Source organism: Emergencia sp. 1XD21-10 (genome assembly GCF_009936045.1).
GTDB classification, from domain to species: domain Bacteria; phylum Bacillota; class Clostridia; order Peptostreptococcales; family Anaerovoracaceae; genus Senimuribacter; species Senimuribacter intestinalis.
The window spans coordinates 1-25,885 of the sequence record NZ_QWEQ01000019.1 but is presented as its reverse complement, the minus strand read 5'-3'; the positions used below and the strand labels follow the sequence as shown (position 1 = coordinate 25,885).

22 protein-coding genes are annotated in these 25,885 nt (G+C 46.1%); 14 read left to right on the top strand and 8 right to left on the bottom strand.

Annotation, left to right across the window (positions count from 1 at the left end; genetic code table 11):
* Window position 1: 1 nt before the first annotated feature.
* Window positions 2-679: an aspartate/glutamate racemase family protein gene (locus D1151_RS12045; protein ID WP_161909055.1), complete on the bottom strand. Its 678-nt coding sequence runs from the start codon at window positions 677-679 to the stop codon at window positions 2-4.
* Between the two features lie 310 nt (window positions 680-989).
* Between D1151_RS12045 and D1151_RS12040 the strand changes: the two genes are divergently transcribed.
* From D1151_RS12040 to D1151_RS11980, 13 genes are all read left to right on the top strand, one after another.
* Window positions 990-1,907, top strand: a complete 918-nt coding sequence (locus D1151_RS12040) for a DMT family transporter (protein ID WP_161909054.1) — start codon at window positions 990-992, stop codon at window positions 1,905-1,907.
* Window positions 1,908-1,966: 59 nt separating this feature from the next.
* The gene (locus D1151_RS12035) at window positions 1,967-2,266 is read left to right on the top strand and encodes a nucleotidyltransferase family protein (RefSeq protein ID WP_161909053.1); all 300 of its coding nucleotides are present in this window, start codon (window positions 1,967-1,969) and stop codon (window positions 2,264-2,266) included.
* Window positions 2,267-2,270: 4 nt separating this feature from the next.
* Window positions 2,271-2,594: a DUF86 domain-containing protein gene (locus D1151_RS12030; protein ID WP_306770898.1), complete on the top strand. Its 324-nt coding sequence runs from the start codon at window positions 2,271-2,273 to the stop codon at window positions 2,592-2,594.
* Between the two features lie 287 nt (window positions 2,595-2,881).
* Window positions 2,882-4,261, top strand: coding sequence for an aminopeptidase (locus tag D1151_RS12025; RefSeq protein ID WP_161909051.1), 1,380 nt, complete (start codon window positions 2,882-2,884; stop codon window positions 4,259-4,261).
* A gap of 68 nt (window positions 4,262-4,329) precedes the next feature.
* Window positions 4,330-5,211, top strand: a complete 882-nt coding sequence (locus D1151_RS12020) for an EamA family transporter (RefSeq protein ID WP_161909050.1) — start codon at window positions 4,330-4,332, stop codon at window positions 5,209-5,211.
* An 87-nt stretch (window positions 5,212-5,298) separates the two neighbouring features.
* Window positions 5,299-6,504, top strand: coding sequence for an L-serine ammonia-lyase (locus D1151_RS12015; RefSeq protein WP_161909049.1), 1,206 nt, complete (start codon window positions 5,299-5,301; stop codon window positions 6,502-6,504).
* 150 nt (window positions 6,505-6,654) lie between these two features.
* Window positions 6,655-7,548 (top strand): YitT family protein, encoded by an 894-nt coding sequence (locus D1151_RS12010; RefSeq protein WP_243151216.1) that lies wholly within the window; start codon window positions 6,655-6,657, stop codon window positions 7,546-7,548.
* 95 nt (window positions 7,549-7,643) lie between these two features.
* On the top strand, window positions 7,644-8,528 hold the full coding sequence (locus D1151_RS12005) for a YitT family protein (RefSeq protein WP_160201767.1): 885 nt from the start codon (window positions 7,644-7,646) through the stop codon (window positions 8,526-8,528).
* 381 nt (window positions 8,529-8,909) lie between these two features.
* A complete protein-coding gene (locus D1151_RS12000; protein WP_161909047.1) occupies window positions 8,910-9,857 on the top strand; it encodes a MoxR family ATPase in 948 nt (315 codons plus the stop codon).
* A 10-nt stretch (window positions 9,858-9,867) separates the two neighbouring features.
* Window positions 9,868-10,959 carry a DUF58 domain-containing protein gene (locus D1151_RS11995; protein ID WP_161909046.1) on the top strand — a complete coding sequence of 364 codons (1,092 nt, stop codon included), beginning with the start codon at window positions 9,868-9,870 and terminating at the stop codon, window positions 10,957-10,959.
* Window positions 10,949-13,129 carry a transglutaminase domain-containing protein gene (locus D1151_RS11990; protein ID WP_161909045.1) on the top strand — a complete coding sequence of 727 codons (2,181 nt, stop codon included), beginning with the start codon at window positions 10,949-10,951 and terminating at the stop codon, window positions 13,127-13,129. Before D1151_RS11995 ends, D1151_RS11990 begins: the two co-directional genes overlap by 11 nt.
* A gap of 10 nt (window positions 13,130-13,139) precedes the next feature.
* Window positions 13,140-14,357: a peptidase T gene (gene pepT, locus D1151_RS11985; protein ID WP_160201771.1), complete on the top strand. Its 1,218-nt coding sequence runs from the start codon at window positions 13,140-13,142 to the stop codon at window positions 14,355-14,357.
* Window positions 14,358-14,527: 170 nt separating this feature from the next.
* Window positions 14,528-15,805: an ATP-binding protein gene (locus D1151_RS11980; RefSeq protein WP_161909044.1), complete on the top strand. Its 1,278-nt coding sequence runs from the start codon at window positions 14,528-14,530 to the stop codon at window positions 15,803-15,805.
* A gap of 94 nt (window positions 15,806-15,899) precedes the next feature.
* Here D1151_RS11980 and D1151_RS11975 read toward each other — a convergent pair whose 3' ends face one another.
* From D1151_RS11975 to D1151_RS11945, 7 genes are all read right to left on the bottom strand, one after another.
* Window positions 15,900-17,408 (bottom strand): carboxypeptidase M32, encoded by a 1,509-nt coding sequence (locus tag D1151_RS11975; RefSeq protein WP_161909043.1) that lies wholly within the window; start codon window positions 17,406-17,408, stop codon window positions 15,900-15,902.
* Window positions 17,409-17,440: 32 nt separating this feature from the next.
* A complete protein-coding gene (locus D1151_RS11970) occupies window positions 17,441-17,977 on the bottom strand; it encodes a LuxR C-terminal-related transcriptional regulator (protein ID WP_160201774.1) in 537 nt (178 codons plus the stop codon).
* A gap of 442 nt (window positions 17,978-18,419) precedes the next feature.
* Window positions 18,420-20,309, bottom strand: a complete 1,890-nt coding sequence (locus D1151_RS11965; protein WP_161909042.1) for a Xaa-Pro dipeptidyl-peptidase — start codon at window positions 20,307-20,309, stop codon at window positions 18,420-18,422.
* 18 nt (window positions 20,310-20,327) lie between these two features.
* Entirely contained in the window at window positions 20,328-21,608 is a 1,281-nt protein-coding gene (locus tag D1151_RS11960) for a nitrate/nitrite transporter (RefSeq protein ID WP_161909041.1), read from the bottom strand.
* A 198-nt stretch (window positions 21,609-21,806) separates the two neighbouring features.
* Window positions 21,807-23,522 carry an aminopeptidase P family protein gene (locus D1151_RS11955; protein WP_161909040.1) on the bottom strand — a complete coding sequence of 572 codons (1,716 nt, stop codon included), beginning with the start codon at window positions 23,520-23,522 and terminating at the stop codon, window positions 21,807-21,809.
* 13 nt (window positions 23,523-23,535) lie between these two features.
* Window positions 23,536-24,060 carry a Gx transporter family protein gene (locus D1151_RS11950; protein WP_161909039.1) on the bottom strand — a complete coding sequence of 175 codons (525 nt, stop codon included), beginning with the start codon at window positions 24,058-24,060 and terminating at the stop codon, window positions 23,536-23,538.
* A complete protein-coding gene (locus D1151_RS11945; RefSeq protein ID WP_161909038.1) occupies window positions 24,044-24,415 on the bottom strand; it encodes a NusG domain II-containing protein in 372 nt (123 codons plus the stop codon). The genes D1151_RS11950 and D1151_RS11945 overlap by 17 nt, the downstream gene beginning before the upstream one ends.
* Before the next feature lie 31 nt (window positions 24,416-24,446).
* Here D1151_RS11945 and D1151_RS11940 point away from each other — a divergent pair, with 31 nt between their 5' ends.
* On the top strand, window positions 24,447-25,466 hold the full coding sequence (locus tag D1151_RS11940) for an FAD:protein FMN transferase (protein WP_243151215.1): 1,020 nt from the start codon (window positions 24,447-24,449) through the stop codon (window positions 25,464-25,466).
* Window positions 25,467-25,885: the final 419 nt, after the last annotated feature.

Below are 25,885 nucleotides of genomic sequence, written 5' to 3'. Positions count from 1 at the left end.
TTTATTCAATCGCCATCTTTGCGGCGGTTTCTCCGTGTATGATTGTCGTATCAAAGAGTGGGATTTCGGTGTGTTCCTGCTGCATCAGCATGCCGATTTCGGTACAGCCGAGGATAACGCCCTCTGCGCCGGAAGCAGTCAGCTTTTCGGCAATCCTGTAAAACTCTTTTGAGGATTCTTCTTTGACAATGCCGAAGCCAGTTTCTTCAAAGAGAACCTTGTCGATAAAAGCGCGGTCTTTTTCCTCGGGAGTCACAACCTCCAGACCTTTTTCCTCCAGCCTGCCGCGATAAAAATCTTCTTCCATGGTGATACGGGTTCCCATGAGACCAATACAGGAAATACCTTTTGCGAGAATTGCGTCAGCAGTGGCGTCTGCGATATGCAGCAGCGGCGTTTTTATGTGCGCCTGCAGGAATGGAGCATGCCTGTGCATGGTGTTGGAACAGATAATATAAAAATCACAGCCAGCGGCTTCAATTTGGCGCGCGCCTTCCAAAAGTACCTGCTCCTGTTCATCTTTGCGGTTGATGAAGACATCTTGCAGGTTGACGTTGGCGAGAACCATTTTGGCGCAGTTGTATTCGCCCAGTGCATTTGCGACATAGTGATTGATGTATTCGTACATTTGCAGAGAGGAATGCCAGGACAGACCTCCAATCATGCCGATGGTTTTCATGATAACACCTCCAGTGGGATTTTTCATAGTTTTCTTTAGTTTACTTGATGGGACAGAAAAAGTCAATGCGAGGCAAGACGAAGGATATGACAAAGGCACGAAAAATATGTCAAGATTGAATTCACGCTTTGCCGTGGGGAAGAGAAGGGATTCATGGCTTTACTGTGATAAGCTGCAGCATAGCATGGTTTTAGAAAATTTCCAATGAAATAGGTATTGTACCAATCATTCTAAAATTACACCCTTTTAAATGCTTTTTTCTTCATGCTACAATATAAGCTAGAGTTGGCTAGAGCTAGGAGGAATTGCCATGAATCAGGGAAAGAGCGTTTACAGCAAGGGAATTATTATTGCAGTTTTCAGCGAAGTTCTCTTTGGACTAAGCTTTATTTTTATTAGAATGTGCGTCAACGATGTGTCGGTATTTACACTGCTGTCGTGGCGTACCATCGTAGCGTTTTTCGCCATGACCATTTGCGCAGTGCTGGGCATTATTAAAATCGATTTAAAAGGAAAAAATTTGAAGCCGCTTCTGCTTCTCAGCTTTTTTCAGCCGGTTTTATATTTCATCATGGAAACTCTGGGCGTGCAGAGAACTACGGCGGCGGAAAGCGGAGTGCTTCTTGCCTGCATTCCTATTATTACTATGCTGTTTAGTGCAGTATTTCTGCGGGATAAGCCGACCAAGCTGCAGATTGCATGCATGATAGTAACTGTGGCCGGCGCAGTGATGATTGGAATGGGTGGTGAGCTGACAACTTCCAGCAGCTTTCTTGGATATCTGTTTCTGCTTGTTGCTATGTGCAGTGAGTCAGCGTATGCTATTACTTCCCAGAATATCAAAGGCTTTAACAGTGCAGAAAAAACTTATGCGATGATTGTCAGCGGTGCGGTAGTGTTTACCGGCTGCGCCCTTGTGGAGCATGCAATGAACGGAACGGTTGTCGAGTTTCTGACCCTGCCTTTACATAACAGCGGTTTTTTGGTGTGCATTTTGTATCTGTCTCTGGGGTGCAATCTGATTGCGTTTCTCTGCGCAAATTATTCCATCTCTATCATCGGTGCGACAAAGCGTGCCGCCTTCGCAAGCATAGCTTCCGTAACGTCAGTCCTTGGCGGAGTATTTTATCTGGGTGAAACTTTTACGAAAACCCAGATTATAGCAACGGTGCTGGTACTTGCAGGTGTTTATGGGGTAAATCGGTTTGGAAAAAATGGGGAGGAATAAAGGAAAAGCTTTTATTCTTGCAGACAGCGTGGTATACTGAATATAGATGAGGTGATTTTATGCTTCCATATAGTATTGAGGAATTAAAACGTATTATATCGCCGATAGCGGAACAACACGGTGTAAAAAGTGTGTCTCTATTTGGATCTTATTCAAAGGGTACCGCAACGGCTGGCAGTGATGTAGACTTGAAAATTGAAAAAGGAAAACTTCGATCGTTATTTCAGCTAAGTGGCTTCCGGCTGGCAGTTGAGGATGCATTAAGCCTGTCGGTCGATATAATAACAAGTGAGTCTTCTGATATTGAATTCTTAGATATGATAAAAAAGGAAGAGGTGCTGCTTTATCAAAACGCGTGATAGGTTGGTCCTTAATAAGATAGTAGAATATTGCTTGCGTATTGAGAATAATCTTAGTCGTTATGCATATAACTTTGAATCTTTTGAAAGAGAGTATCTGTTTCAAGATGCTTGCTGCATGTGTGTTGTTCAAATTGGAGAATTGGTTTCTCAGCTTTCAGAAGAAATTAAGGAGCAGAACAGTGCCATTCCTTGGCGTATAATCAAAGATACGAGAAATTTTTATGTGCACTCCTATGGCTCTATTGATGTCTCCTCTGTATGGAACACGCTGCTTTACGATATTCCGGAGCTGAAAAATGCCTGTGAAACTATATTGCAGAAATAAAAATTGATTTTCTTGTAAATCCACGGTTCTAATTGCCGTGGATTTTTTACCAAATATTTCCTTGCATTATTTCTGTCTTTAGGCTAAGATAAAGATGAGTATAGCATTTCGCAAATAACCAGCCCAAATCACTTGCCTGCTTTCCCGCTTGCACTGGGCAAAAAGCCTCAGCATAGTCTCGCTACGCCTTGCGTTTTTTGCCTGGCACACTCGAAAAAGTATTCGGCATGATTGAACCGGTTATTTGCCGAATGCTATACTAGAAAGAAGTAAAGGAGTGATATCAAATGGAAAGACCAAACGCTTGGAAAAGCTATAAGGAAAATGATTTAAAGGCTCTTGAGGCTCTTTGCGAAGAGTATAAGGATTTTTTAGACAAAGGCAAGACCGAAAGAGAATGTGTAAAGAATACCATCGAAATGGCAAAAGCTGCAGGCTATAAAGACCTGGCGGACGTAATCAAAGCTGGAGAAAGTCTGAAGGCTGGCGATAAGGTTTATGCGGTTTGCATGGGCAAGACCATTGCCCTGTTTCACATCGGCAAAAAGAATATCGAAGACGGCATGAACATTTTGGGCGCTCACGTAGACTCTCCGAGACTGGATGTGAAGCAGAATCCGCTTTATGAGGACTCTGATTTTGCATACATGGATACGCACTACTACGGCGGTGTGAAGAAATACCAGTGGGTAGCGATGCCTCTTGCCATTCACGGCGTAGTGGCAAAGAAAGACGGCCAGGTTATCGACGTAGTAATCGGTGAGGACGAAACAGATCCTGTTGTCAGCATTACAGACCTGCTGCCGCACCTTGGCGCAAAACAGATGGAAAAGAAGGCGGGCTCTGTCATCGAGGGCGAAAATCTGGACGTACTCATCGGCAGCAAACCCCTTGAAGGTGAAGAAAAAGACGCAGTAAAGGCTACAGTTCTGAAGCTGTTAAAAGAAAAATACGACATGGAAGAAGAGGATTTTCTCTCTGCTGAGCTGGAAGTAGTTCCGGCGGGCAAGGCAAGAGACACGGGTCTTGACCGCAGCATGATTATGTCCTACGGTCAGGATGACAGAGTTTGCGCGTTTACTTCCCTGAAAGCCCTGCTGGACGTGGAAGATATAGAAAAAACGGCATGCTGCATTCTGGTAGATAAAGAAGAAATCGGCAGCGTAGGTGCAACCGGTATGGAATCCAAGTTCTTTGAAAATGCAGTAGCAGAACTTCTTGATAGAATGGGGCAGTATAGCGAGCTTACGCTGCGCAGAGTGCTGGCTAACTCCAAAATGCTTTCCTCTGATGTAAATGCTGCTTACGACCCGCTCTTCGCAGACGTTTACGAAAAGAAGAACGCTTCTTTTGCAGGCCGCGGTATGGTATTCAGTAAGTTCACAGGTTCTCGCGGCAAATCCGGCTCCAACGACGCCAACGCTGAGTATATTGCTGAAATCAGAAATATCATGGACGATGAAGGAATCCACTATCAGCTGGCAGAACTGGGTAAAGTCGATATCGGCGGCGGCGGTACGATTGCGTACATTCTGGCGCTTTACGGCATGGACGTTATCGACTGCGGTGTAGCGGTACTGAACATGCACGCACCTTGGGAAGTAACCAGCAAAGCTGACGTTTACGAAACCAAGAGAGGCTATGAAGTATTTCTGAAAAGAATGTAATTAAAATGACATAAAACGGGCTTTTTTCGTTTAAACTACTGGAAACAAAACGAAAGGAGCCTGTTTTTATGTGGCTTTTACTTGCGGTGATTTCTACGCTGTTTATCGGTGTATCGACCATACTTTCTAAAATCGGAATTAAGGACGCCGATGCTTATGTGACCGGTGCGGTGACAAATACGGTGCTTCTTGCGGCTTTTGCAGGAACAGCACTTTTTTCTGGCAGCTTCGGGCAGGTCAGTGATATGACCATGCATACATGGCTTTCGGTACTTGCGTCCGGCATTGTCTTGTCCATCTCATGGGCATTTTATTTTCTGGGACTCAAAGGCGGCAGTGTCAGCGTATTTCTTGCCATTCAAAGTCTTACCATCGTCATTTCCATGATTCTTTGTGCGGTATTTATCAAAGAAAAAATTACTGTATTCATGATGGTTGGAACGGCATTGATTATTACTGGAACCTTACTGATGATGGACAGACAGGAACTTGCAGCGCTCTCAGGCAAAGGTCTTTTGAATAGTGAGCAGCGATGGATTCTTTTTGCGGGACTTTCCGCGGTTTGCGCGTCTATTTCCTATGTCATCGTAAAGTCGGATACTGAGCCTATCGACACCAATGTGACTTCCACTTTTCGTTACATCATCGTGGTTGTAATGCTCTGGCTTTTGCTGGCGAAGAAAGGAAAGGGCAGAGAGTTTGGGGAAATTTCCCCAAAGACATGGCTGTTTATTCTGCTGGGCGCAGCAGCTTCCGGAGCCGGTCATGTGCTGGTGTATAAGGCTCTTTTCCTTGGAAAAGCGGCGGTCATTATGACTATTTACCGTATGGGCATGGTGATTTCCATCATTCTGTCCCGGATTTTCTTGAAGGAAAAACTTTCAGCAAAAGGCTGGGGCGGGTTTGGACTGCTGGTTTTGGGCGTCATATTGTTTGCGGTGGGCAGATAATTTTAGGGTTGCGAGGTAAGGAGATTTCCGTATATAATGCTAGATGAAATGATTTGATTTAAGTCTAAAAAAGAAAGAAGGAATATTATGGAATCACTTCGTGAACTATACAGAATCGGCAGAGGACCGTCCAGCTCTCACACCATTGCACCGACCCTGGCGGCGGAAATCTTTGCAGCGGAGGCAAAAGGTGCTGCTGGCTATAGAGTTACCTTGTATGGCTCTCTTTCAAAGACGGGAAAGGGTCATATGACCGATACAGCGATTTTAGATGTCCTCGGTCATGACAAGTGTGAAATGATTTTCAGCGATAAGCCGGATGAAGAATTGCCGCATCCTAACACCATGTTTTTCGAAGCGCTGGACGCTGCGGGCAGTGTGACATGTCAGATGGAAATTTACAGCGTGGGCGGCGGCCGTATTGCCGTCAAAGGGCAAAAGCCTGCAAAGCCGCAGGATGTATATAAGCTGGAATCCTTTGAGGAAATACATGCTTACAGCAGAGAGAGGGATATTCGCCTTTGTGAATATGTTTATGAGACGGAAGGCGAAGAAATTCGTGATTATCTGCATGAAATCTGGAACCAGATGAAAGAAACTGTGCGCCGGGGGCTTTCTGCAGAAGGCACTTTACAGGGCGGGCTTTCCGTTCAGAGAAAGGCTAGGTATCTGTATCGCCAGAATCATATTGATGAAAGCCCGCAGACGAGAGAAAACAGGCTGGTATGTGCTTTTGCCTATGCGGTCAGTGAAGAAAATGCGGACGGTGGTATGGTGGTAACTGCACCGACCTGCGGCTCCTGCGGTGTGGTGCCGGCAACCCTTTACTACATGCAGAAAAACAGAAAGTATTCCGATGAGCAGATTGTGGATGCGCTGGCAACGGCGGGGCTTATCGGAAATCTGATTAAGACCAATGCCTCTATCAGCGGAGCTGAGTGCGGCTGTCAGGCAGAGGTAGGAAGCGCCTGCTCTATGGCTGCTGCAGGACTTGGCGAGCTTTTCGGTATGGAAATTGACCAGATCGAATATGCGGCTGAGGTCGCTATGGAACACCACCTTGGGCTGACATGCGATCCTATCAGCGGATTGGTGCAGATTCCATGTATTGAGAGAAATGCTGTTGCGGCTATGCGTGCGATTAATGCGGTAAGCTTGGCGAACTTTTTGACTCACACCAGAAAAATATCCTTTGACGTGGTGATAAAGACCATGTATGAGACAGGCTGTGATTTGTTCAGCAAATACAGGGAGACCAGTGAAGGCGGCCTGGCAAAGACGTATTTTGAATAAAGTTTAAAACAGTATGAAGAAACTGCTGCGAGGTAAGCTTGCAGCAGTTTTATATTATATTATCTCTTTACCATGCTAATGGGGGTCTATTGACAAGGGCGAGGCTTTGCTTTAGGATAGGTCTCAGTTATGATGTGAGGAGGCATGGTGTTGAAAAAAGAATTAAGTTTAAGGGATAATGCGGCGAGAGTCCTTTGCGTGATTGCAGGTAATGTTATTTATGCGCTGGCGGTGAAATTTTTTCTGATTCCGGGCGGATTGGTGACAGGTGGCAGTACCGGCATAGCCCTGGCGGTTAATCATTTGAGTGGAATTTCGATTTCAGGTTTTGTGCTGGTGTTTAATGTGATTATGCTGGCGGCGGGATTCCTTGTGCTGGGGAGCCGCTTTGCGCTGACCACCATTATCAGCACCTTTACATATCCGTTGGCTCTGGAAGGGCTTGACAGACTGTTTCCGGGCGCATTTATTACAGACGATGTGATTCTGTGCACGCTGTTTTCCGGTCTTGGTATTGGTATTGCAGTTGGCGTGGTGATTCGCGCGGGCGCCTCTACCGGGGGTATGGACGTGCCGCCACTGATTTTGCAGAAGTTCTGCAAGGTGCCGGTGTCAGTCAGTCTGTATGTGTTTGATACCTGTATTTTGCTGGCACAGGCATTTTTTACCGGTTCAGAAAAAATCCTTTATGGTATTGTGCTGGTCATGATTTATACGATGGTTATTGATAAGCTGATGCTCATAGGCACGACCCAGACAGAGATTAAAATTATCAGCGAAAAGTCAGAAGAAATCAATGAGGCAATCGGCGTGCAGCTTGACAGAGGAACGACACTCCTTTCTGCGAGAGGCGGTTATCTTGCACATCAGACAGAGATGGTCTTTACTGTAGTCTCAAACAGAGAAGTGCCCAAGGTGGAACGGATTGTTCATGGAATCGATCCTGCGTGCTTTATGACAGTCAGCAGAGTCAGTCAAGTCAGCGGCAGAGGATTTTCTATGGGGAAAGAATATAAGAAAAGCAAAACTGTAAAAGATGAATAAAAAATTAATCAAAATACGGATTAAATTTGTTTTAATAGACCAAAAGTTGTGATATAATCCTTTTCGGACGACTTTATAAGAGAAAGGGAAATATCATGAAACGGATCATCATTAACTATATTGCAGTTTTTGCAGGACTTGCCATCGCAGCATTTGGAATCGTGGCATTTGTGCTGCCTAGCGGTGTTATGATTGGAAGTTCCACGGGTGTAGGCAGAGTAATGGAGCACTTTTATGGGATTCCGGTATCGTATACGGTAATGGCATTTAACGGGATTTTGTTTCTGGCAGGCTGGATTTGTTTGGGGAAAAAGTTTGCCGGCTCGATTATTGTCAGCACTTTTGCGTATCCGATGTTCATCAATCTCTTTGAGCATACAAGATTTGCAGACGGAATTACGGACAATGTAATGCTGGCGACTATCTACGGCGGGGTACTGGCAGGCGTTGGCATGGGGATTGTAATAAAATGCGGCGCATCCACTGGAGGCACGGATATTTTAGCGATTATCTTCAATCGTAAGCTGGGCATTTCAGTGGGACTTCCCATGTACTTCATCGACTTTGCGATTCTTCTGACGCAGGTGATTTTTGCAAGGAACATGGAGGAAATCCTGCTGGGGATTCTGCTGACCTTTTTCTATTCTATGGTGGCGGACAAAGTGGTTCTCATGGGCGGAAGCTCGGTGCAGATCTTTATTATTAGTGAAAAGCATCAGCAGATGAGACGGGCTTTTGCCGATATGGTCATTGGAAATACAGTGTTTTATGGGGAATCCGGCTATCAGGAGAATAAGCAGGATATTTTGCTTTGTGTGCTCCCTGCTCGGGAATTGAACCGAGTGCAGCGAGCGATTTTAAGCATTGATCCGGAAGCCTTTTTTACTATAAGCAGTGTCAAGGAAGTGAAGGGCAGGGGCTTTTCCTTTGAGACGGGCGCAGCGAAACGGATAAGGCGGGAAAAATCAAATTTAACTTAAAACAGATTTTTCTCCTTAAAATGTATAAGTGAAAGGGCAAATCTTAACCGAGAATCGTAAAATGTCATAAAAATGTATAAAAGTATTTGTCGTCGGTAGGCAGCGGCGGCTAAACTTATATGCATTTTTACGTTTTATGCAAGAAAATTTCGGATTTGCTGCATATCTTGCAAATGATGTAAGTCTACTGCGCTTTCAGAACAGCGTTCTTATACATTTTTTTGAACATTTCTTGATTTGGGTTAAGTTTTCGTCTAAGAGTACCCGCCCCTTTTTTAAAATAGAATCAAAAGGAGAGAAGTGCCTTGAAAGCAGAAGATAATATATGATAAAATAAGAATATAGTTATCAGACAAGTCTGAATAGAAAAGGGGTGCTACCATGAATGAAGCAAGAACTGCGTTGCAGCAGGTAATGAAGGATGTAAACAGTATAATTTTAGGAAAAGAGGAGCAGGTAAAGCAGATAATTTTAGCACTGCTTTCCGGCGGACATGTCCTGCTTACGGATTTGCCGGGGACTGGAAAGACTACTTTGGCAGAGACCATTGCAAGGGAAATGGAACTGGACTATAAGCGGGTGCAGTTTACGCCCGATGTGCTGCCTTCGGATTTGACGGGATTTTCCATGTATCAGAAGGAAACGGAGCAGTTTGTTTATCAGCCGGGCAGTGTTTTCTGCAATCTGCTTTTGGCGGACGAAATTAACAGGACTTCGCCGAAAACGCAGTCAGCCCTTTTGGAGGTCATGGAGGAAGGTACGGTCAGTGTGGAGGGTGTTACCAGAAAAGTGCCGAGTCCTTTCTTTGTCATTGCTACGCAAAATCCGGAGGGAAGCGCCGGAACGCAGCCTTTGCCGGAATCACAGATGGAGCGCTTTATGATTTGTCTGTCTTTGGGCTATCCGGATTTTGACAGCGAGCTTGCTATGATTATGGGAAAAGGCGGAAGAACTGCGATTGAAACAGTAAAACAAAACCTCGACATTCAGACTCTGCAGATGGTGCAGAAGCAGGTCGACGAAGTCTTTGCCGGTGAAGAGGTTTCTGCATATATTGTCAATCTGGTGCGAGGAACCAGAGTGCATCAAAGACTCCTTCAGGGAGCAAGTCCCAGAGCGGGTATCGCCCTTTGTCAGATGGCAAAGGCAGCTGCATGGCTTGACGGACGGGAGTTTGTTATGCCAAAGGATGTACAGGAAGTGTTCCCTTATGTGATGGGGCATCGTATTCGGACAGACCGCAGCGGCGAAGAGAATCAGGCGGAAAAGGCTGAAATCTTATCGGAAATTCTAACGAGAACCAAGAAACCTGCCATGGGTAAAAAATAGGAGCCAAGCTATGAAAAAAGTGTTTTTAATTTCACTCTTTTTGGTCAGCTGGTATTTGGCAGGATTTTTCCATGCAGCGCACATCATGGTGCTGGCAGCAGCGGAAACGATGTTATTTCTTGCCATGTATCTTCTCAGTTGGTATTTGCGAAGTCGTGTGCAACTGAGCGCGGAGTCACTGCAGAACCTGCGGCTTCATACAGAAAAGGATGCCCTTTGCTCTGTGACAGTGGAAAATACTGGCGTGCTGCCAGTGACAAAGGTGCTGCTGAAATGGAATTGGGGATATCGCAGAAATCAGACGGCGTCTAAAAAGATGAAGCGAGATAAGAATTGCCGCAGGAGAAAGGAAAGTCGGAGTATTTCCTTAGATGCAAAGGAGGCGCTGCTGCTGAAACTGCTGGCTCGTGCGGAACTTTGCGGTCTTTTAGATGTAACCATAAAAAAAGCGTATCTTTGGGATTATTTGGGACTTTTCAGAAGGCGCTTTGCGCAGAAGACATCTATAGAAATCGCAGTACTTCCGCCAAAACATGTGCTGCGTATTTGCCTTGAAGGGAGCAGCGCAGCGGAGGAAGAGACAGAGCGGGAACTTTTTCAGATTCGCGAATATCAGCAGGGCGACAGAGCCAGGGATATCGCATGGAAGCAGAGTGTTCGTTCAGATAATCTCTTCGTAAAGGAATATCGTGAAATCAGTGACGCATGCAGTGAACTGTTTCTGGATTTAGCCGGGTGTGACGAGTATGAACCGGAAAAAATCAGTGCCTTTTATCAGGTGCTGTATGGGGTAGTTGCCGGACTCTTGGCGGTGGGAAGGTCTCTAAGAGTGTGCTGGCGGTGTGAGAACAACACGCTGCAGAGCGCAAGGATTAGTTCTGAGAGGGAAATAGACCTGCTTTTATGCAGACTTTACCGTGAAGAAGACCGGTTTAATGGATTGACAGCCGGCGATGAGGCGGCTTGTGCAAAAGGATTTTGTCTGGATTTAGAGCTGAATCTTTTCTATGGAAAGAAAAGGGTTGCGATTTTTGAGGCGGAAAAGCTCAGCGAACAGCTGGCGCAGACCGTTTATATCGGGGAGGGATTTGATGAAAAATAGAAATACCGTTTTCCATCTGATTCTTCTCTTGATTGGAATCTTGGGAATATTAACTTATGTGTTTGACATAGAGGACTTAATTTGCCAAAGGCAGCTGGTTGTCTTTGCGGCGGCTGCGCCATGCCTTCTATTTTGGAGCCTTTACGGGATTAAGGCGAAAGCGCTGCCTGTTGCAGTCGCTGTGCTTTTTGCAGGGTGCGTTCTCATTTGGGACGACTGGATTTTGGCACAAATTCAAATGTTTCCATATTTTCTCGGCTGTATAGAGGGTAGGCTTTACTGGTACATGTACGACATGACCGGATTTTTGGTCTGCGTCTTTGGCGGACTTTCTGTATTGCTGTTTTTGACAGAGTGCGTTTTGGGCTGGCATTTTATCATGTGGGTGCTGTCCATGGCGCTTCTGCTCAGCGTGCCGATTACCGGAATCGACCCCGGCTGGCTCTGTATTATTTTGCTGGGACTTTATCAGGTGCTTTTTACAGCGGTTCACTTTGGAGAAAAGGCAGAAGGAAGTCCAAAGGTGATGCGAAAAGCCGGAGGTATTACGGCAGGGATGCTGGCTGTTTTGCTGCTGGTCTCTCATGTAATAGCAGGAAGCGGCGATGGGTTTTTGTATCGCTGGGCGGAAGCGATTGACCCGACTTTGCAGCAGATTGAGAGTGAAATCACAATTACTGTGAAAAACCGGCAGAACGTGCGGAGAATTAACAGAGGAAATCTGTACACATCAGACACGGTGGTCATGGAAGTCCGTGCTGAGGAAAAGCCGACGGAGACCATCTATCTGCGGGATTTCAGCGGAGGTACATATAGCAACGGAACTTGGCTTCCCGCGGCGGACAGGGAGATTTTGAATGAGATAGATAGCAGAGCCGATACGGTAAATCGTTTTATTAATATGTATTACGACGTGAACCGTGCAGGCGCAGAGAAGGAACGGATTCTCTACGTAAGGCGTGCAGATCAGGACTCGCAGTCTTATGGGATTTACTATAGTCAGTGGCACAATGCCTCCTGGGAGAACCACGTGCTGCAAGCCGGGGAAGAGGGCTATGCATATTTTGAGAAAAAGGATATGGAGCCGGATTGGGATGCGATAGTGACTTCTCGCTTTGTTGTGGGATTTGATGAAAATGACGATAATATATATAGACAGCGACAAAATCTTCTCTTTGAAAGAGAGCGCAGTCTGCATAGGAAATACGCAGATGCGGCGCAGCGTGCTTACACACAGGTGAACAGGAAGAGTCTTCCAAAGCTGAGCAGCCTGCAGCAGGAGAATCCTATGAAAGGGGAAGCGGATATTACAGCCTTTATCAAAAATTATCTGCTGACTCACGGTACATATACGCAGTCTCCGGGAAGAATTCCGTTGGGGCGTGAGCCGATAGAATATTTTCTTTTTGAAAGCCAGCGAGGATACTGCCAGCATTTTGCTTCGGCGGCGACGATGCTATACAGGATGTACGGTGTACCTGCCCGTTATGCCATGGGATTTGCGGTGAAGCCGTCGGACTTTGTACAAGGAGAGGATGGACTATATTATGCAGTGGTCACAGATGGAAATGCCCACGCATGGCCGGAGATTTTTGATGATGAGATGGGCTGGACGCCGGTTGAAGTGACGCCTTCAGATGAGGGAGCAGAGAGCAGCGCAGAAGCTGTGCGACCGGATTTTGAGAGAACAGAAGGTGAAACGGATGAGACAGAGCGTCCTGATACACCTGATAAGAAAGATGATGAGCCGGAGACAGGCTTGGATCAGAATCCGGAAGAGGAGGAGAGCGGACGCAGCACGCGTCTTGAAGTGATAGTCCTGGCACTGCTTGCGGCAGTATTCGTGACCATAGCCGCCGCAGTTTTGGGAAGAAAGTTGTATGTGCGTTCCCTTGACAGGATGAACTGCCGAAAGGCATTTGCGAAAATGCTGGAAAAACTGCAGGGTGCGGGAGTACTTTCCGGTTATGACGGCAGTGAAGAGGATTTTGCGCAGAAACTGGCGATAGCGGTAGCGGAAGTCAGCGAGGAGGAAGCACAGCGGGCGACGGAAATCGTCAGCAGGGCAGCTTTTGGAAATACGCCAGTAAGCGAAGAAGAGGAAGAAGCGGTCAGACAGCTTTACAGGAAAATTGCTGCCTGGGCAAAGAAAAATAAAAAGATTTTATAGGAGGAAAAGAATGAAACTACAGGAAAGATTTTTGAAGTATGTGATGATGAACACCCAGTCGCTGGAGGGGACCGGTACGGTGCCGAGCACGCCGGGACAGAAGGATTTTGCGCAGGCACTGGTAGATGAGTTGAAGGACCTTGGCATTGCCGATGTACGCCTTGATGATATGGGATATATTTACGGCAGTATTCCGTCAAATTTGGATAAAAATGTGCCGACCATCGGTTTTATTGCGCATATGGACACGGCTGACGCCCATCCATCACCGGTAAAAATGCCTCGCGTCATTGAAAACTACGACGGCGGTATAATTACCCTGGAATCAGGGGCTGTGCTGGATCCGAAAACCGATGAAAATCTGCGAAATGCTAAAGGATGCAGCCTGATTGTAACTGATGGAACAACCCTGCTGGGCGGTGATGATAAAGCCGGCGTTGCAGAAATTATGACGGCACTGGAATATCTTACGGCTCACCCTGAGACGAAACACGGCAAGATTGCATTCTCTTTTACGCCTGATGAGGAAATCGGCACAAGTCAGGACAACTTCAATGTGGAAGCATTCGGCGCAGAGTTTGCTTACACGGTGGACGGGGCAGATCTTGGCGATATCGAATATGAGAATTTCAACGGCGCTTCTGCCAAAATCACCGTGCAGGGTGTAGAAACCCATCCGGGAGAAGCTAAGGACAAAATGAAGAACGCCATGCTCATTGCTATGGAGTTTAACGCTATGCTGCCGCCGTTTGAAAGACCGGAGCACACGGAAAACTACGAGGGATTTTATCACCTCATGCACATGGACGGCGATTGCAGTACCGCGACCTTGCGCTATATCATCAGAGAACACGATGCTGAAAAGTTTGCAAAGAGAAAAGATACAGTGCGCAAAGTGGCGGAACTGCTCAACTTTAAGTACGGTGATGGCACAGTGACTGCAGAAGTGACCGACGGCTACCGCAACATGACGGAGATGGTAAGACCTCACATGCACTTGATTGACTACGCGAAAGAAGCGATTGCTGAGCTTGGCATTGCACCTCGTGTGCCGGCTATTCGCGGCGGTACAGACGGTGCGGAGCTTTCTTTCAAAGGCGTGCCTTGCCCGAACCTTGGAACCGGCTCTTGGAATCACCACTCCGTGACCGAAGTTGCCAATATCGACCATATGGAGAAAACCGCGGAATTGATACTGGCGATTATCGGAAAGTATGCGGAGAGATAAGAGGTAGAATATAAATAGAAAACAACCGGCGACCTTGCAGGAATCCGGTTGTTTTTTTAAAATTAGTAGGGTTGAAAATGTGAAATCAATCGGGTTGAAAAAATAAAATAAATAGGAATAAGGTTGTAAAATCTATCGGATTGGGGTACAATAATGGTAGAGGTGAGAGCATGGACAAGAAATATTATATGCCGAGAATCATTGATAAAACCATTGAAGAATATCTGCAAGTTTTCGGAGCGGTATGCGTAGAAGGACCTAAATGGTGCGGGAAGACTTGGACGTCTTCTTTTCATAGCAATAGTGAAATTTTAATTGGCAATCCGGAAGGTAATTTTCAGAACAGGAAATTGGCAGAGTTATCGCCGGAGTTGGTTTTAGAGGGGGAAACACCTAGACTTGTTGATGAATGGCAAGAAGTGCCGCTTATATGGGACGCAGTTAGACATAAGGTGGATCAGACGGGGGAAAAGGGGCAATTTATTTTGACCGGTTCAGCGACGCCTAATCACAAAGGGATTCTGCATAGTGGGGCAGGGCGAATTGCGAGATTGCGAATGCGTCCGATGTCGCTGTATGAGTCGGGTGATTCTTCAGGAGAAGTTTCCTTGGAGAAACTCTGTAAGGGTGACTTCCAAGCTGTAATGACAGGAAACGTGGATTTGCGAAAATTGATTTTCTATATCATTCGTGGAGGATGGCCGGGTAGTTTGGGATTATCACAGGAGCAGGCAGCAATCATACCTGAGGAATATTTAAGCGCGGTCATTGAAGATGACGTATATCACATAGATGGGGTAAAGCGAAATACTGTTAAAATGGAGAAACTGCTGCGCTCCCTTGCCCGAAATGAGAGCACAACTGTTACAAATAAAACCTTAAAAAATGATATGAAAGAAATAGATGATGAGGATATTGATATCGAAACGGTAAAAGAATATCTGGATATTTTTGCAAGACTGTTTATTACTGATAATCAGCCTCCGTTTTCAACTGAAATTCGCTCCTCTGTTCGTGTAAAACAGGCGGTGAAGAGGCATTTTTCGGACCCTTCCTTAGCGTGTGCTTTGCTGAAAGCTACACCGGAAAGACTTCTCGGCGATTTAGAGACGTTGGGATTTCTCTTTGAGTCTCTATGCGAGCGGGATTTAAAGATTTATGCGGAGTCTTTTGGCGGAAAGCTCTATCATTATCAGGATTATAGAGGCGGCGAAATTGACGCTGTTGTTGAAATGCCTGATGGAAAGTGGAGTGCTTTTGAGATTAAGCTGGGTGCCAATCAGATAGAAGCAGCAGCAGAAGCCTTACTTCGCCTTAAAAAAGATATTGAAAAAGAGCCCAAAGGGAAACTGCCTGCAATTTTGTGCGTGATATGCGGTATGTCAAATGCAGCATATCAAAGGGAAGATGGTGTATATGTTGTACCCATTACTGCTTTGAAAAATTGATAACGATTTAATAAAAACCGGCATGAAGCCGGTTTTTGTTTAGCATAGATTTCTCAAAGGATGCTGCCATGATATACTCACTGCGCCTTGGAAATTATAATTTGTACACTTCTGTATATTTTTTCTGCAGATAAGCCATGTAGGGCTGGGATGACAGCGAGCTGCCGGAAGCTGATTTTAGGAGCTGGCTGGTGGAATACTGTGCCCCGTAGGTGAAGATATTTTCTTTCAGCCATTGGTTGATTGCAGCGAAATCTCCTTTTGCTATCAGATCGTCCAGATGGCCGCAGCTGGTATCGATAGCAGTTGCCAGCTGTGCAGCTGCAAGATTTGCGACCAGATAGGTCGGAAAATATCCGACATAACCGGCAGCCCAGTGGATATCCTGCAGCACGCCTTCTCCATCGTTGGCAGGTGTGCAACCCAGCATTTCCTGGTATTTTTGATTCCAAACCTCAGGCAGATCGGAAACCTTAAGACGGTCATTGATGAGATCCCGCTCGATTTCATAGCGAATGATAACGTGAAGCAGATAAGTCAGTTCATCTGCCTGCAGACGGATTGGGGCCTGTGTTACTGCATTGACATCTTCATAGAAACGCTGAGCGGAAAGCAAGTGGCTGCCGCCAGAGAAAACCGAAAGTTCCCGTGTAAAAAATTCAGCAAAGCCTTTGCTCCTTCCGATGATGTTTTCATAGAACCGCCCGATTCCTTCTTCCAAGGCGAAAGAAGGTACCTTTGCCAGAAAAGTACCCAGCAAATCCTTGCTGATGGACTGCTGGTAGATGCCTTTGCCTGCAGAGTGCATGACATTGAACAGACCGAAAACTGTATTATCTTCGCGGTAGGCGTTGACAATGCGCACATCATCGGGAGAATTGGCAAGAACTGTGGGGTGTGAACCGATATCCACGCGCCCAGTATGAAAGCTGAACCCCATTTTTTTAAGAAGATGCTCCCAAAGGGCTTTCTGGCTGCTGCCGCCCATGACTGGAAGGATTTCGCAGGAAGAAAGGGAGGAACGGTTTAACTGCTGAATCTGACTGTAGAGATCTATGAGAAAAGGCTTTAGCTTCACCAAATAATTATCAATCGTTTCTGTTGTGAGTCCAGGCTCATAATAGTTCAAAAGAGCGTCATAAGGATCTTTTTCATATCCCCAATACTTCGTAAAACTTTTAAAAGTGCTGAAGATTTTTTCTAAATATGGCTGAAATAAGGCAAAATCACACTTCTCCTTTGCCTCTTCCCAAACTTGCTCAGAAACGGCAATCAGCTGGATATATGCCTGGTATTCATCTTCGGGAATCCGCCGTACGTATTCGGCGCTCTGCTTTATCTGCGCAATCATGGACTTGGTCAGAGCGTCATTTTTCTTGTGATGATCAAAGTAAGCCATGTAGCTGTTGAATTCTGCAGAAGACATAAATCTGTACTGCTCATCTGCCAGAAAAGCGAGGACTTTGGCACGATAGGAGATGGCGCCAGGCGGCATATAGGTGAGCTTATCCCAGTAAATCAGAGAATTTTGCGTATAGGATAAATACTCTATGCGGCTGATCAGTTTTTTAAACTCTGCGAGTTTGTTGTAATATCCGATCATAGTTTTAACTACCTCCTGAAACTCTTATGTCGCTATTTTAAGTCAAATGTAGTGAAGAACGGGTGCAGGGTGTTGCGGCAGAAATCCTGATTTGGCTTTGGAAAATCTATCGGTGCCTTTTCTGCACTCTCATCTGACAGCTGTTTTCTGGCTGCTACCAGTTCCTCGTCCTCAATTTGTGCGAGAATTGCCAGCAGAATCTGTGCCTGACGCTTCGTTTTCTGTATATTGAATTTGTGGGTGCGAACTGTAGCGGTACTGATGTGAAGTTCTTCGCCCAAGGTTTTGTTATCGATATCTTCATACATGCCGGTGAGAATATCTTTCTGCACTTCGGAGAGACCGTTAATCTGCTTGTCCAGCTGAATCAGCCCGTGAAATACGCCGCCGTGTCGGTCGAAGATATGCTCTGCTATGGCGCGCTGAGCCGTGACATTTCTTCCTCGGGAATTATAGATAAGTCCTTCCTCAAAAGCTTCGCCGCAGAAGATGCAGGTAAGCTGTCCGGTTTCCTTTGAACGGTAATAGCCGCTAGAAAGTTCGGAGACTGTTAATTCTTTTAATTCCATTAAAATCCTCCTGAATGCAAAAGTCTATACAAAAACGATATCATATTTTGCTTTGAATGGCAAGTGTTCTTCCTGCTATACACGGCAAACGCACGAAAAACGTTTAATGATTTTCTGGAACTGACAAAACTGACAGCTTTTTAGATTTATGTCAGTTTTGTCAGTGTTTCTTTCAAAATTCCTGCCAATACTGACAATTATTTTTGATTTTGTCAGTTCTGTCAGGATTTCAGGCGTATTAAGATGGATTCTTTACGATTTACTGACAAAATCCTGCATTCTGCTATCATTTTGTCAGTATTGATGGCTAATGATATTTTTCATGCCTTTGCCATGCTGCTATATATGGCTGCCGCAGCCACAAGGGCTATAGATTTTGGCATTGCAAATATGAGCAAAGGCCGCCGGGAAGGCAGCCTTTGTAATAGTTTTAATTATGTGCCTAAAGCAGAGGAATTTGTACCCGGATGCTGTCTGTAGGAATTTCAATTCTGGTGACTGTATCCGGCCGCAATGTCTGCTGGGCATCAATGCCGTATAGAATAAGCGCCAGTTTATGACCTTTTTTCAAGCTGTGATCTGTCGGAACCATATCAAAATCGTAGCTGTAAATCTGTCCAGCTATAATATCTTCCTTGCTCCAGAGACAGGTTCGATTCTGCGCATTGAGCCAGCCGCGGCTGATCACTTTATATGCAGATGGGGAGGCTTCCGTGCCAAAGACGAAAGTATTATCCCCTTCGACAGGCACTTGCTCAGCGGTAATTCGGCAGTCTGCGCCTATATCTACCAACATAGCGCTGAGAATAGCCGTTTTTTTATCGATGGCTGCATCAAAGGATACTTTGATGGTGCCGGAGATGCGCAGTTCATCGGCGCTGCAGTGAGCTGTTTTCTGCGCTGAGGTATCTGCTTCCCACGGATCCCAGAAAAATCTGCAGCGGTATGGTGCGTCTTTTTCTTCGGCTAAAACCAAGTTGTCCAGCCACTCTTTCTGATTGTCGGAAGCTTTGTCGTAGGCTGTTTTAGATAGATCATCGACGATAACGGAAGTCTTTTGATTGCTAGCGCTGCGAATCGGGAAGTCCACATAAGACCAGTCTGCCGGAGGCCATGTATCAGAGGCAAACCAGCGGGATTGATCTGTGTTGCTTTCTACCAAAACTTTTGGTTCTTTTTCAGCGCCGTTATCGATGCCCTTTAGATAGTGATCCAGCCAGCGTTCCAGCATAGAGAGCACCCCTGCGTCTTTCAGCGCATATATGTAGACATGCTCACCCTGATGAAGCAGAAGCTTTCGCTCAACTCCTTGCTTTTCCAGAGCCTGAAAAAGGGGAATGCACTGATTTGTCTTTACATTCCAGTCGTTGAGACCGTGAATGATAAATACTGAGGCTTTGAAGTTTTCGATTTGTCTCAGATAGTTGCGCTGATCCCAGAACCGGTTGTAATTGCCGGAATCCCGGTCTTCGTTTATGAACAGATTTTCCAGCTGCTGGGCATAAGCGTCTTTGATTTTTTCGTAGTCATCTGGATCTTTAGCCCTGCTAAAACAGTACTTTGCAAGGATGTCCAGATCGTCTCCCTGCCAGTCAAGGGCAGGTACAGTCAGCCCGTTGTATCGATAGTAGTCGTACCAGTTGCAGATGCCTGCTTCGGGAATAATGGTTTCCAGTCCTTCCACGCCGGTAGCTGCTACGCCGATACACATAGTTCCGAGGTAGGATTTCGCTGACATAGCGACTTTACCTGTGCACCAATCTGCTTTAATCTCAATGTTGTCGGTTTTGTTGGTAAAAGCACGACATCTGCCGCAGAGCCAGTCTATGACGGAACGGAAAGCAAGAATCTCTTCGCGCGAACCCGACAGTGTAAAGCCTTCGGAGCCTCTAGTGCCCAGTCCGCCACAGAATACGCAGCCATAGCCTCTTGCGTTAAAATGATCGTAAATGGGATTGATGCCTTCCAGTTCAACCTCTTCCGTGCAGGGAGAGGTCTTAGCATAGCCGCTGGTCTTACGATGCTCCGTGACTGCAAGGGTTGGCTCCTTGGAAAAGTCGTAGCGAATATCTTCCTCGGCAATGTTTTGTGCAGGATATACTTTTACTTCCTGATTTACATTGTGCGGCGCATACCAGTTCTCATTACAGGACAGCATATACGGATTGGCCACATAGATAGCAGGAACTTTTTCGCCGTGAAGTGTTGATACAGGTCGTCTGATGTAAACGGCAATCAGGTCATACCTGCCGTCGCCGTCAGTATCGACAGGCGTTTCTACATAGACCCTTTCAAATAATATTTCTTTGTTTACACTTTCTTTTTTCATCATAGTTACCATTCTAATTGCTTATGCTTCTTGATTTGTTGTGTTTGCGTTGTTTTTCTTCAGGAATCTAATCCATACTACGGTGATGACAGCGCCAAGCAGCAGCATGCCGATCATGAATCCGAAGAACTGTCTGTAGCCGCCAACGCCTGGGTTTTGGTCAATCATGATACCTGCCATGACGGAGACGAAGATTTCAGGCAGATAACCAACAGTGGAGATGATACCTGCCGCAGTGCCGGAATATTTTTCAGGGATTGCGCCTTCGTCCATCATTGCCCAAGTTTGCGCATAGTTTACACTGTAGAAGATATAAATGATCATGAAAATGACAGTGAATGCAATGATGCTCTTAGCATTAGTCGGCAGCAGTAAAATGCCTGCGGTACCTGCAGCCATAATTAAGAAGGATATCAAAATCGTTTTGCCTGTTCCGATTCTGTCACTCATATAGCCGCCTGCCACACTGCTGACAGTACCAAGCCATCTTTTCAGAGCGGCTAGAGTTGCAGCAAAAGTAACGGTAGCGCCTAAAATACCTGTAGCATACGGTGTGAAGTAGTACAGGGAAAGGGTGAATACATAGTTGCAGAAGGTAACGAATCCGATAATCCATACTGCAGGCAGCTTCAGAACCTGACCAATGCCTTTGAAGGAGATTCTGTCGCTGGCTTCCATCTTGCCGTCTTTAACGGTGAGGAATGCTAAAATTCCCATCAGAATAGTCAGAACAGAGTAGTATATGATAACGTATTTCATTCCCTGTGCCTGATTGTCAATTTGACCGATACCGATTCTGAATGCGACTACTGCGCCCATCGCCATTAAAGCGGCGCCGATGCCTCTGCCGCCTTCAAAGAAGCCGAAGGCTTTACCCTGGTCGCCGGAACCGGAGAGTATACGCACTGCTTTAACACAGGCAGGCCAGAATGCAAACAGGGAGGAAATTCCCCAGAATGCGTAGAGACATAGAAGAGCAGTGTAGTTTAGCGGGAGCAGATGAGCAAATCCGCCCAGACCTGTTCCGATCAGCGATACGGTCAGAATCATTCTGGTGGAGAATCTGTCGGCGACAATTCCTCCGAATAGGTAGGAAATCATACCGAAGATACCCAGTACACTGCCGAATACACCCATCTGGGTATTGGTCAGATGATAGGTTTCCAGATAAACATCGTAATAGTCAAATCTGAAATATGGCAGACCATAGATGATGGCACCACCGAAAGCGACGGTTAGAATTGCCCAGAAATTCCTTGACATCTTTTCGCCTAAACCGATTTTTTGAAGTAGTTTTTGCATAGTTCTCTTGTCCTTTCTTCAATAATGATAGATTAATAATGACATGTGCCGTTATAAATAAACGAATTTATAAAACGTTTATTTATAAACAAACGATACTACAATATGTTTTGGATGTCAAGAGAATTTCGAGAAACCAGAATAAATTAAACACAGCGACTGGAAAACCAGCCGCTGCTTTGAATTTTATATATTCTTTTATATCTTCTCTGTTTGCTCTTTCAGCCAGGCGGAAGTTTCTGCGGATACCCGCGGTGCGATTTTTTCGTAGACTTCTCTGTGGTAGTTGTTGAGCCATGCCAGTTCCTCTTCTGTCAAAAGCTCTGGAAGAATTGCCTCCCTGTCAAATGGGCAGAAAGTCAGGTTTTCAAAGCCCAGTTTTCCGTTTGCAGCGTCAACACAGAGAATTTCATTTTCCAGCCTGATTCCGTATTCTCCTTCCAGATAAACGCCCGGCTCATTGCTAGTGATCATGTTCTGATAAAACGGCACATCACAGCCAGGTTTACCGCTGATGGTCTGGGGCCCTTCGTGGACGCTGAGCAGATGACCGACGCCGTGCCCAGTGCCGTGGTTGTAGTCAAGACCGATGGCATGAAGCGGCTGTCTGGTCAAAGTGTCAAGCTCACTGCCGGTAGTACCCACGGGGAATTTTGCCATGGCAAGACGAATGTGACAGCGAAGCACTGTGGTGTAGTGCTCTTTCATTTTCTGCGACAAAGGTCCTAGGGCGATGGTTCTAGTAATATCGGTGGTGCCGTCCTCGTACTGTCCACCGGAATCCACCAGAAGAAACCCTTCTGGTTTTAGTGTCTTGTCGGTTGCCGGCGTCGCTTCGTAGTGGACGATAGCGCCGTTTGACATATAACCGGAAATGGTGGTAAAACTGAGGTCATAACAGCCTTCCTGCTCTCTGCGGCATTGTTCCAGGTAATCAGCAGCAGAAATTTCTGTGATTTCCTCTTTGCCGACGGTATGCTTCAGCCAGTAGATGAAGTTTACCATAGCAGCGCCGTCTTTTAGATGGGCATTTTTTGTACTTCTGGTTTCGTCCTCATTCTTTAGGGCTTTCATCATGGTAACCGGACTGCTGCTGTTGATGATTCGTACTTTTTCAGGCAGAGAACGCACCAAAGCATAGCTGACGACATCTTCATCCAGCAGGATTGTACCTTGCGGAATCATCTTGATGTCTTCAAAAATCTGGAAATATGGACGGACGTCTTCTTCTTCAAAGGCTTCGTCCATGACATAAAGGTATGCGTGATCCCTGGCAATCAGCGCAAAGCTGAAGAATACCGGGGTATTGGCGACATCGTCGCCGCGCACGTTGAAAAGCCATGCGATTTCTTCTAGTTTCGTGATGAGATGATAGTCAGCGCCCTTTTTTTCCATATAGCTGCGAACCCGCGCCAGCTTGGAACCAGCTGTTTCACCGGTGACAGAGGACGGCAGCCCGTAAATCCTAGACGGTTTGATAGCGGGGCGGTCTTTCCAGATGTCACCGACCAGATCCAGTTCGTAGTTTACTTTGCAGATGCTTTCCAGTTTGCAGCCAAAGGCGTAATCGCAGACTCTGCCGTCAAAGCCGATGGTGTTTTCCGGCGTCAACTTTTCTTTTAAATAAGCGTCGATGGTCGGAACCCCTGGCTGCCCCATTTTCATCAGGCCGATGCCGGTATCTTTTAGCTGATCCGTCGCTTGTAGAAAATATCTGCCGTCCGTCCAGAGATATGCTTCCTCCTGTGTGACAACCACGGTTCCCGCGGAGCCTGTGAAACCTGAAAGGAATTTGCGGCATTTGAAGTAGTCATTGACATATTCGGAGCCGTGAAAATCTGTGGTTGGAATGATGTAGGCGTCAACGCCTGCCTGCTGCATGCGTGTGCGCAGGTCAATTAATTGCTGTTTCATAAAAAACCTCTTTCTATCTAAATATACTTTTTGGTATTTTGTTGTCGATGACATATGCGACAATGCCCATGAGAATGCCGGTTACAAGCCCACTGAACATCAATATCGGAAAATACAGGAACATGCGCAGATTGGATACGATGGCGGCGGCGACCAAAAGCTGCCCCATGTTGTGCGCCACGCCGCCTGCCATGCTGATGCCGACCATGCTGAACAGTTCGGTCTTTTTCAAAATCCACATGACGAGTAGGGACAAAATGCCGCCAGCCAGTGAGTAAAGCGCACCGAATACGCCGCTAAACAAAAGTCCTGCCAGCAGGATTCGGATCATGTTGATGACAAAGGCGTAGCGAAAATTCAGCTCGTACAGGGCGATGACAATGACTAGATTGGCTAGCCCCAGTTTGACACCGGGGATTCCGATGTTAAAAGGAATTATTGCTTCTACATAGGAAAAAATCAGCGCAAGACAGGCGAACATGGCAGAAAGGGCTAGCGCCTTAGTTCTTCGGGTACGAGTACTAATTTGAGATTGCATCAAGCTCCCCCTCTCCGCCGACGATTTCGACCATGACTTTGTTTGGCAGGCAGACAATGCTCTGATTTGCCATGCGAACCTTGCCGTCTTTGACGCACACCTGGTTGTGGCAGTCGGAATAAGTCATTTGCACCGTGCCGTCTTTTATGGTAATCTTATTAAGATGATTCTTTTGCTGAATCTCTATCGTCTGATTTTCGAAGAGGCTGTAGGTGCCATAGTGCTGTCCGTTCACCGTGACGATGACCTGTTGCCCAGCACCGCCCGATGTGAGGGACCACGCAGAAAGACCAAGACCCATGAGAAGCAGGCAGAAAAAGAGCACGATATCAGCCTTGTTGATGATTTTGAACATAAAAACTCCAATAAAGTTTGAGGTATATGTAATGAAAAAATTTCTTTCCATTGCGGTCATTGCGATAATGACTGCTTCTATTATTATAACACAGACTGGCTGTACAGAAAAGCCGGTATCAAAAACAAGTTACTACATGGACACTCTATGCCAGATTACGATTTACGATATGGAAGCTATGGGGCAGGAGAATGCGGAGAATGCCATTAACACAGCTTTTGCATTATGTGCGGAGTACGAGTCGCTGATCAGTGCGACCATTGAGGGCAGTGATATTTACAAGGTAAATCATGCAGACGGCAAGGCTGTTGCATGCGACCTGCGAACGGTTTCTTTGCTGAAAAAGGCATTGTATTATGGCGATCTTTCCAGCGGAAAGTTTGATATCACCATCGGAAAAGCAGCTGCTTTGTGGGATTTTCATGAGTCGGAGCCGAAGGTGCCTTCTACGGCGGCAGTGGAGGAAGCTATGCAGGGTGTTGACTACCTGGCGGTGAAGATTGACGGAAATGATGTAACGCTGGAAAATCCTAAGGCGGAGATTACCTTAGGCGGCATAGGAAAGGGCTATGTGGCTGACCGTGCGGCGGAGTGTCTGGAAGAATTGGGCGTTACCAGCGCCGTTGTCAACTTTGGCGGCAATATTATCGTAATTGGCGATAAGGGCGGCGATGCCTTTAAAATTGGTATTGAAAAGCCGTTTTCTGATAGTGGAGAAATTGTCGGCTATGTGGAGACCGCAAATAAAACGGTGGTGACCTCCGGTATCTACGAGCGCGGATTTGAAGGAGCGGACGGAACTTACTACCATCATATATTAGATGTGGAAACCGGCTGGCCGGTGAATAACGATGTAGTTAGCGTAAGTCTCGTGGGTGATAAAGGAACCTCTGCCGACTGTGACGCTATGGCGACTATATGCCTCATGTTGGGCGTGGAAGAGGGTATCGACTTTATTGAGGGTATTGACGGTGTGGAAGCGCTTTTTGTGGACAAGGACGGCGTACTGACGAAGACCAGCGGATTCACTGGGTTCACGGAAGAAAAATGAGTGCAGCAGGAGGTAAATCGGCGAGTGGAGAAAAATATTATTCTGTTGCAAGATTTGCAGAAAGGATACCGTAGCACCTGGTTCACGAAACTTTAAGCGAAATTTTCGTGCGCCAATTTTGGGCTTGATTTCTGTATACATGGTGTAGACCTATGAGAAAGTGCCAAATCCAAAACCTTTTTAAGGCAAAATGGCGGCGGCAGAAAGAAATGCAGACAGATAGCCGGAAAAACTTTAGCGTCCTACAGTAAAATATCAAAAAAGTGGATATCAGGCGGCGTACGCCAGTTTTTTAGAAAATCAGTCCCAATCTGGCGGTTTTCATGGGGTGGACGCCGGATGTCCAAAAAAATCTTGAGATTATGGCGCGCCGGTTTCTCTGCAGCACAGGCTATTACATATTAATCATATTAAATCAG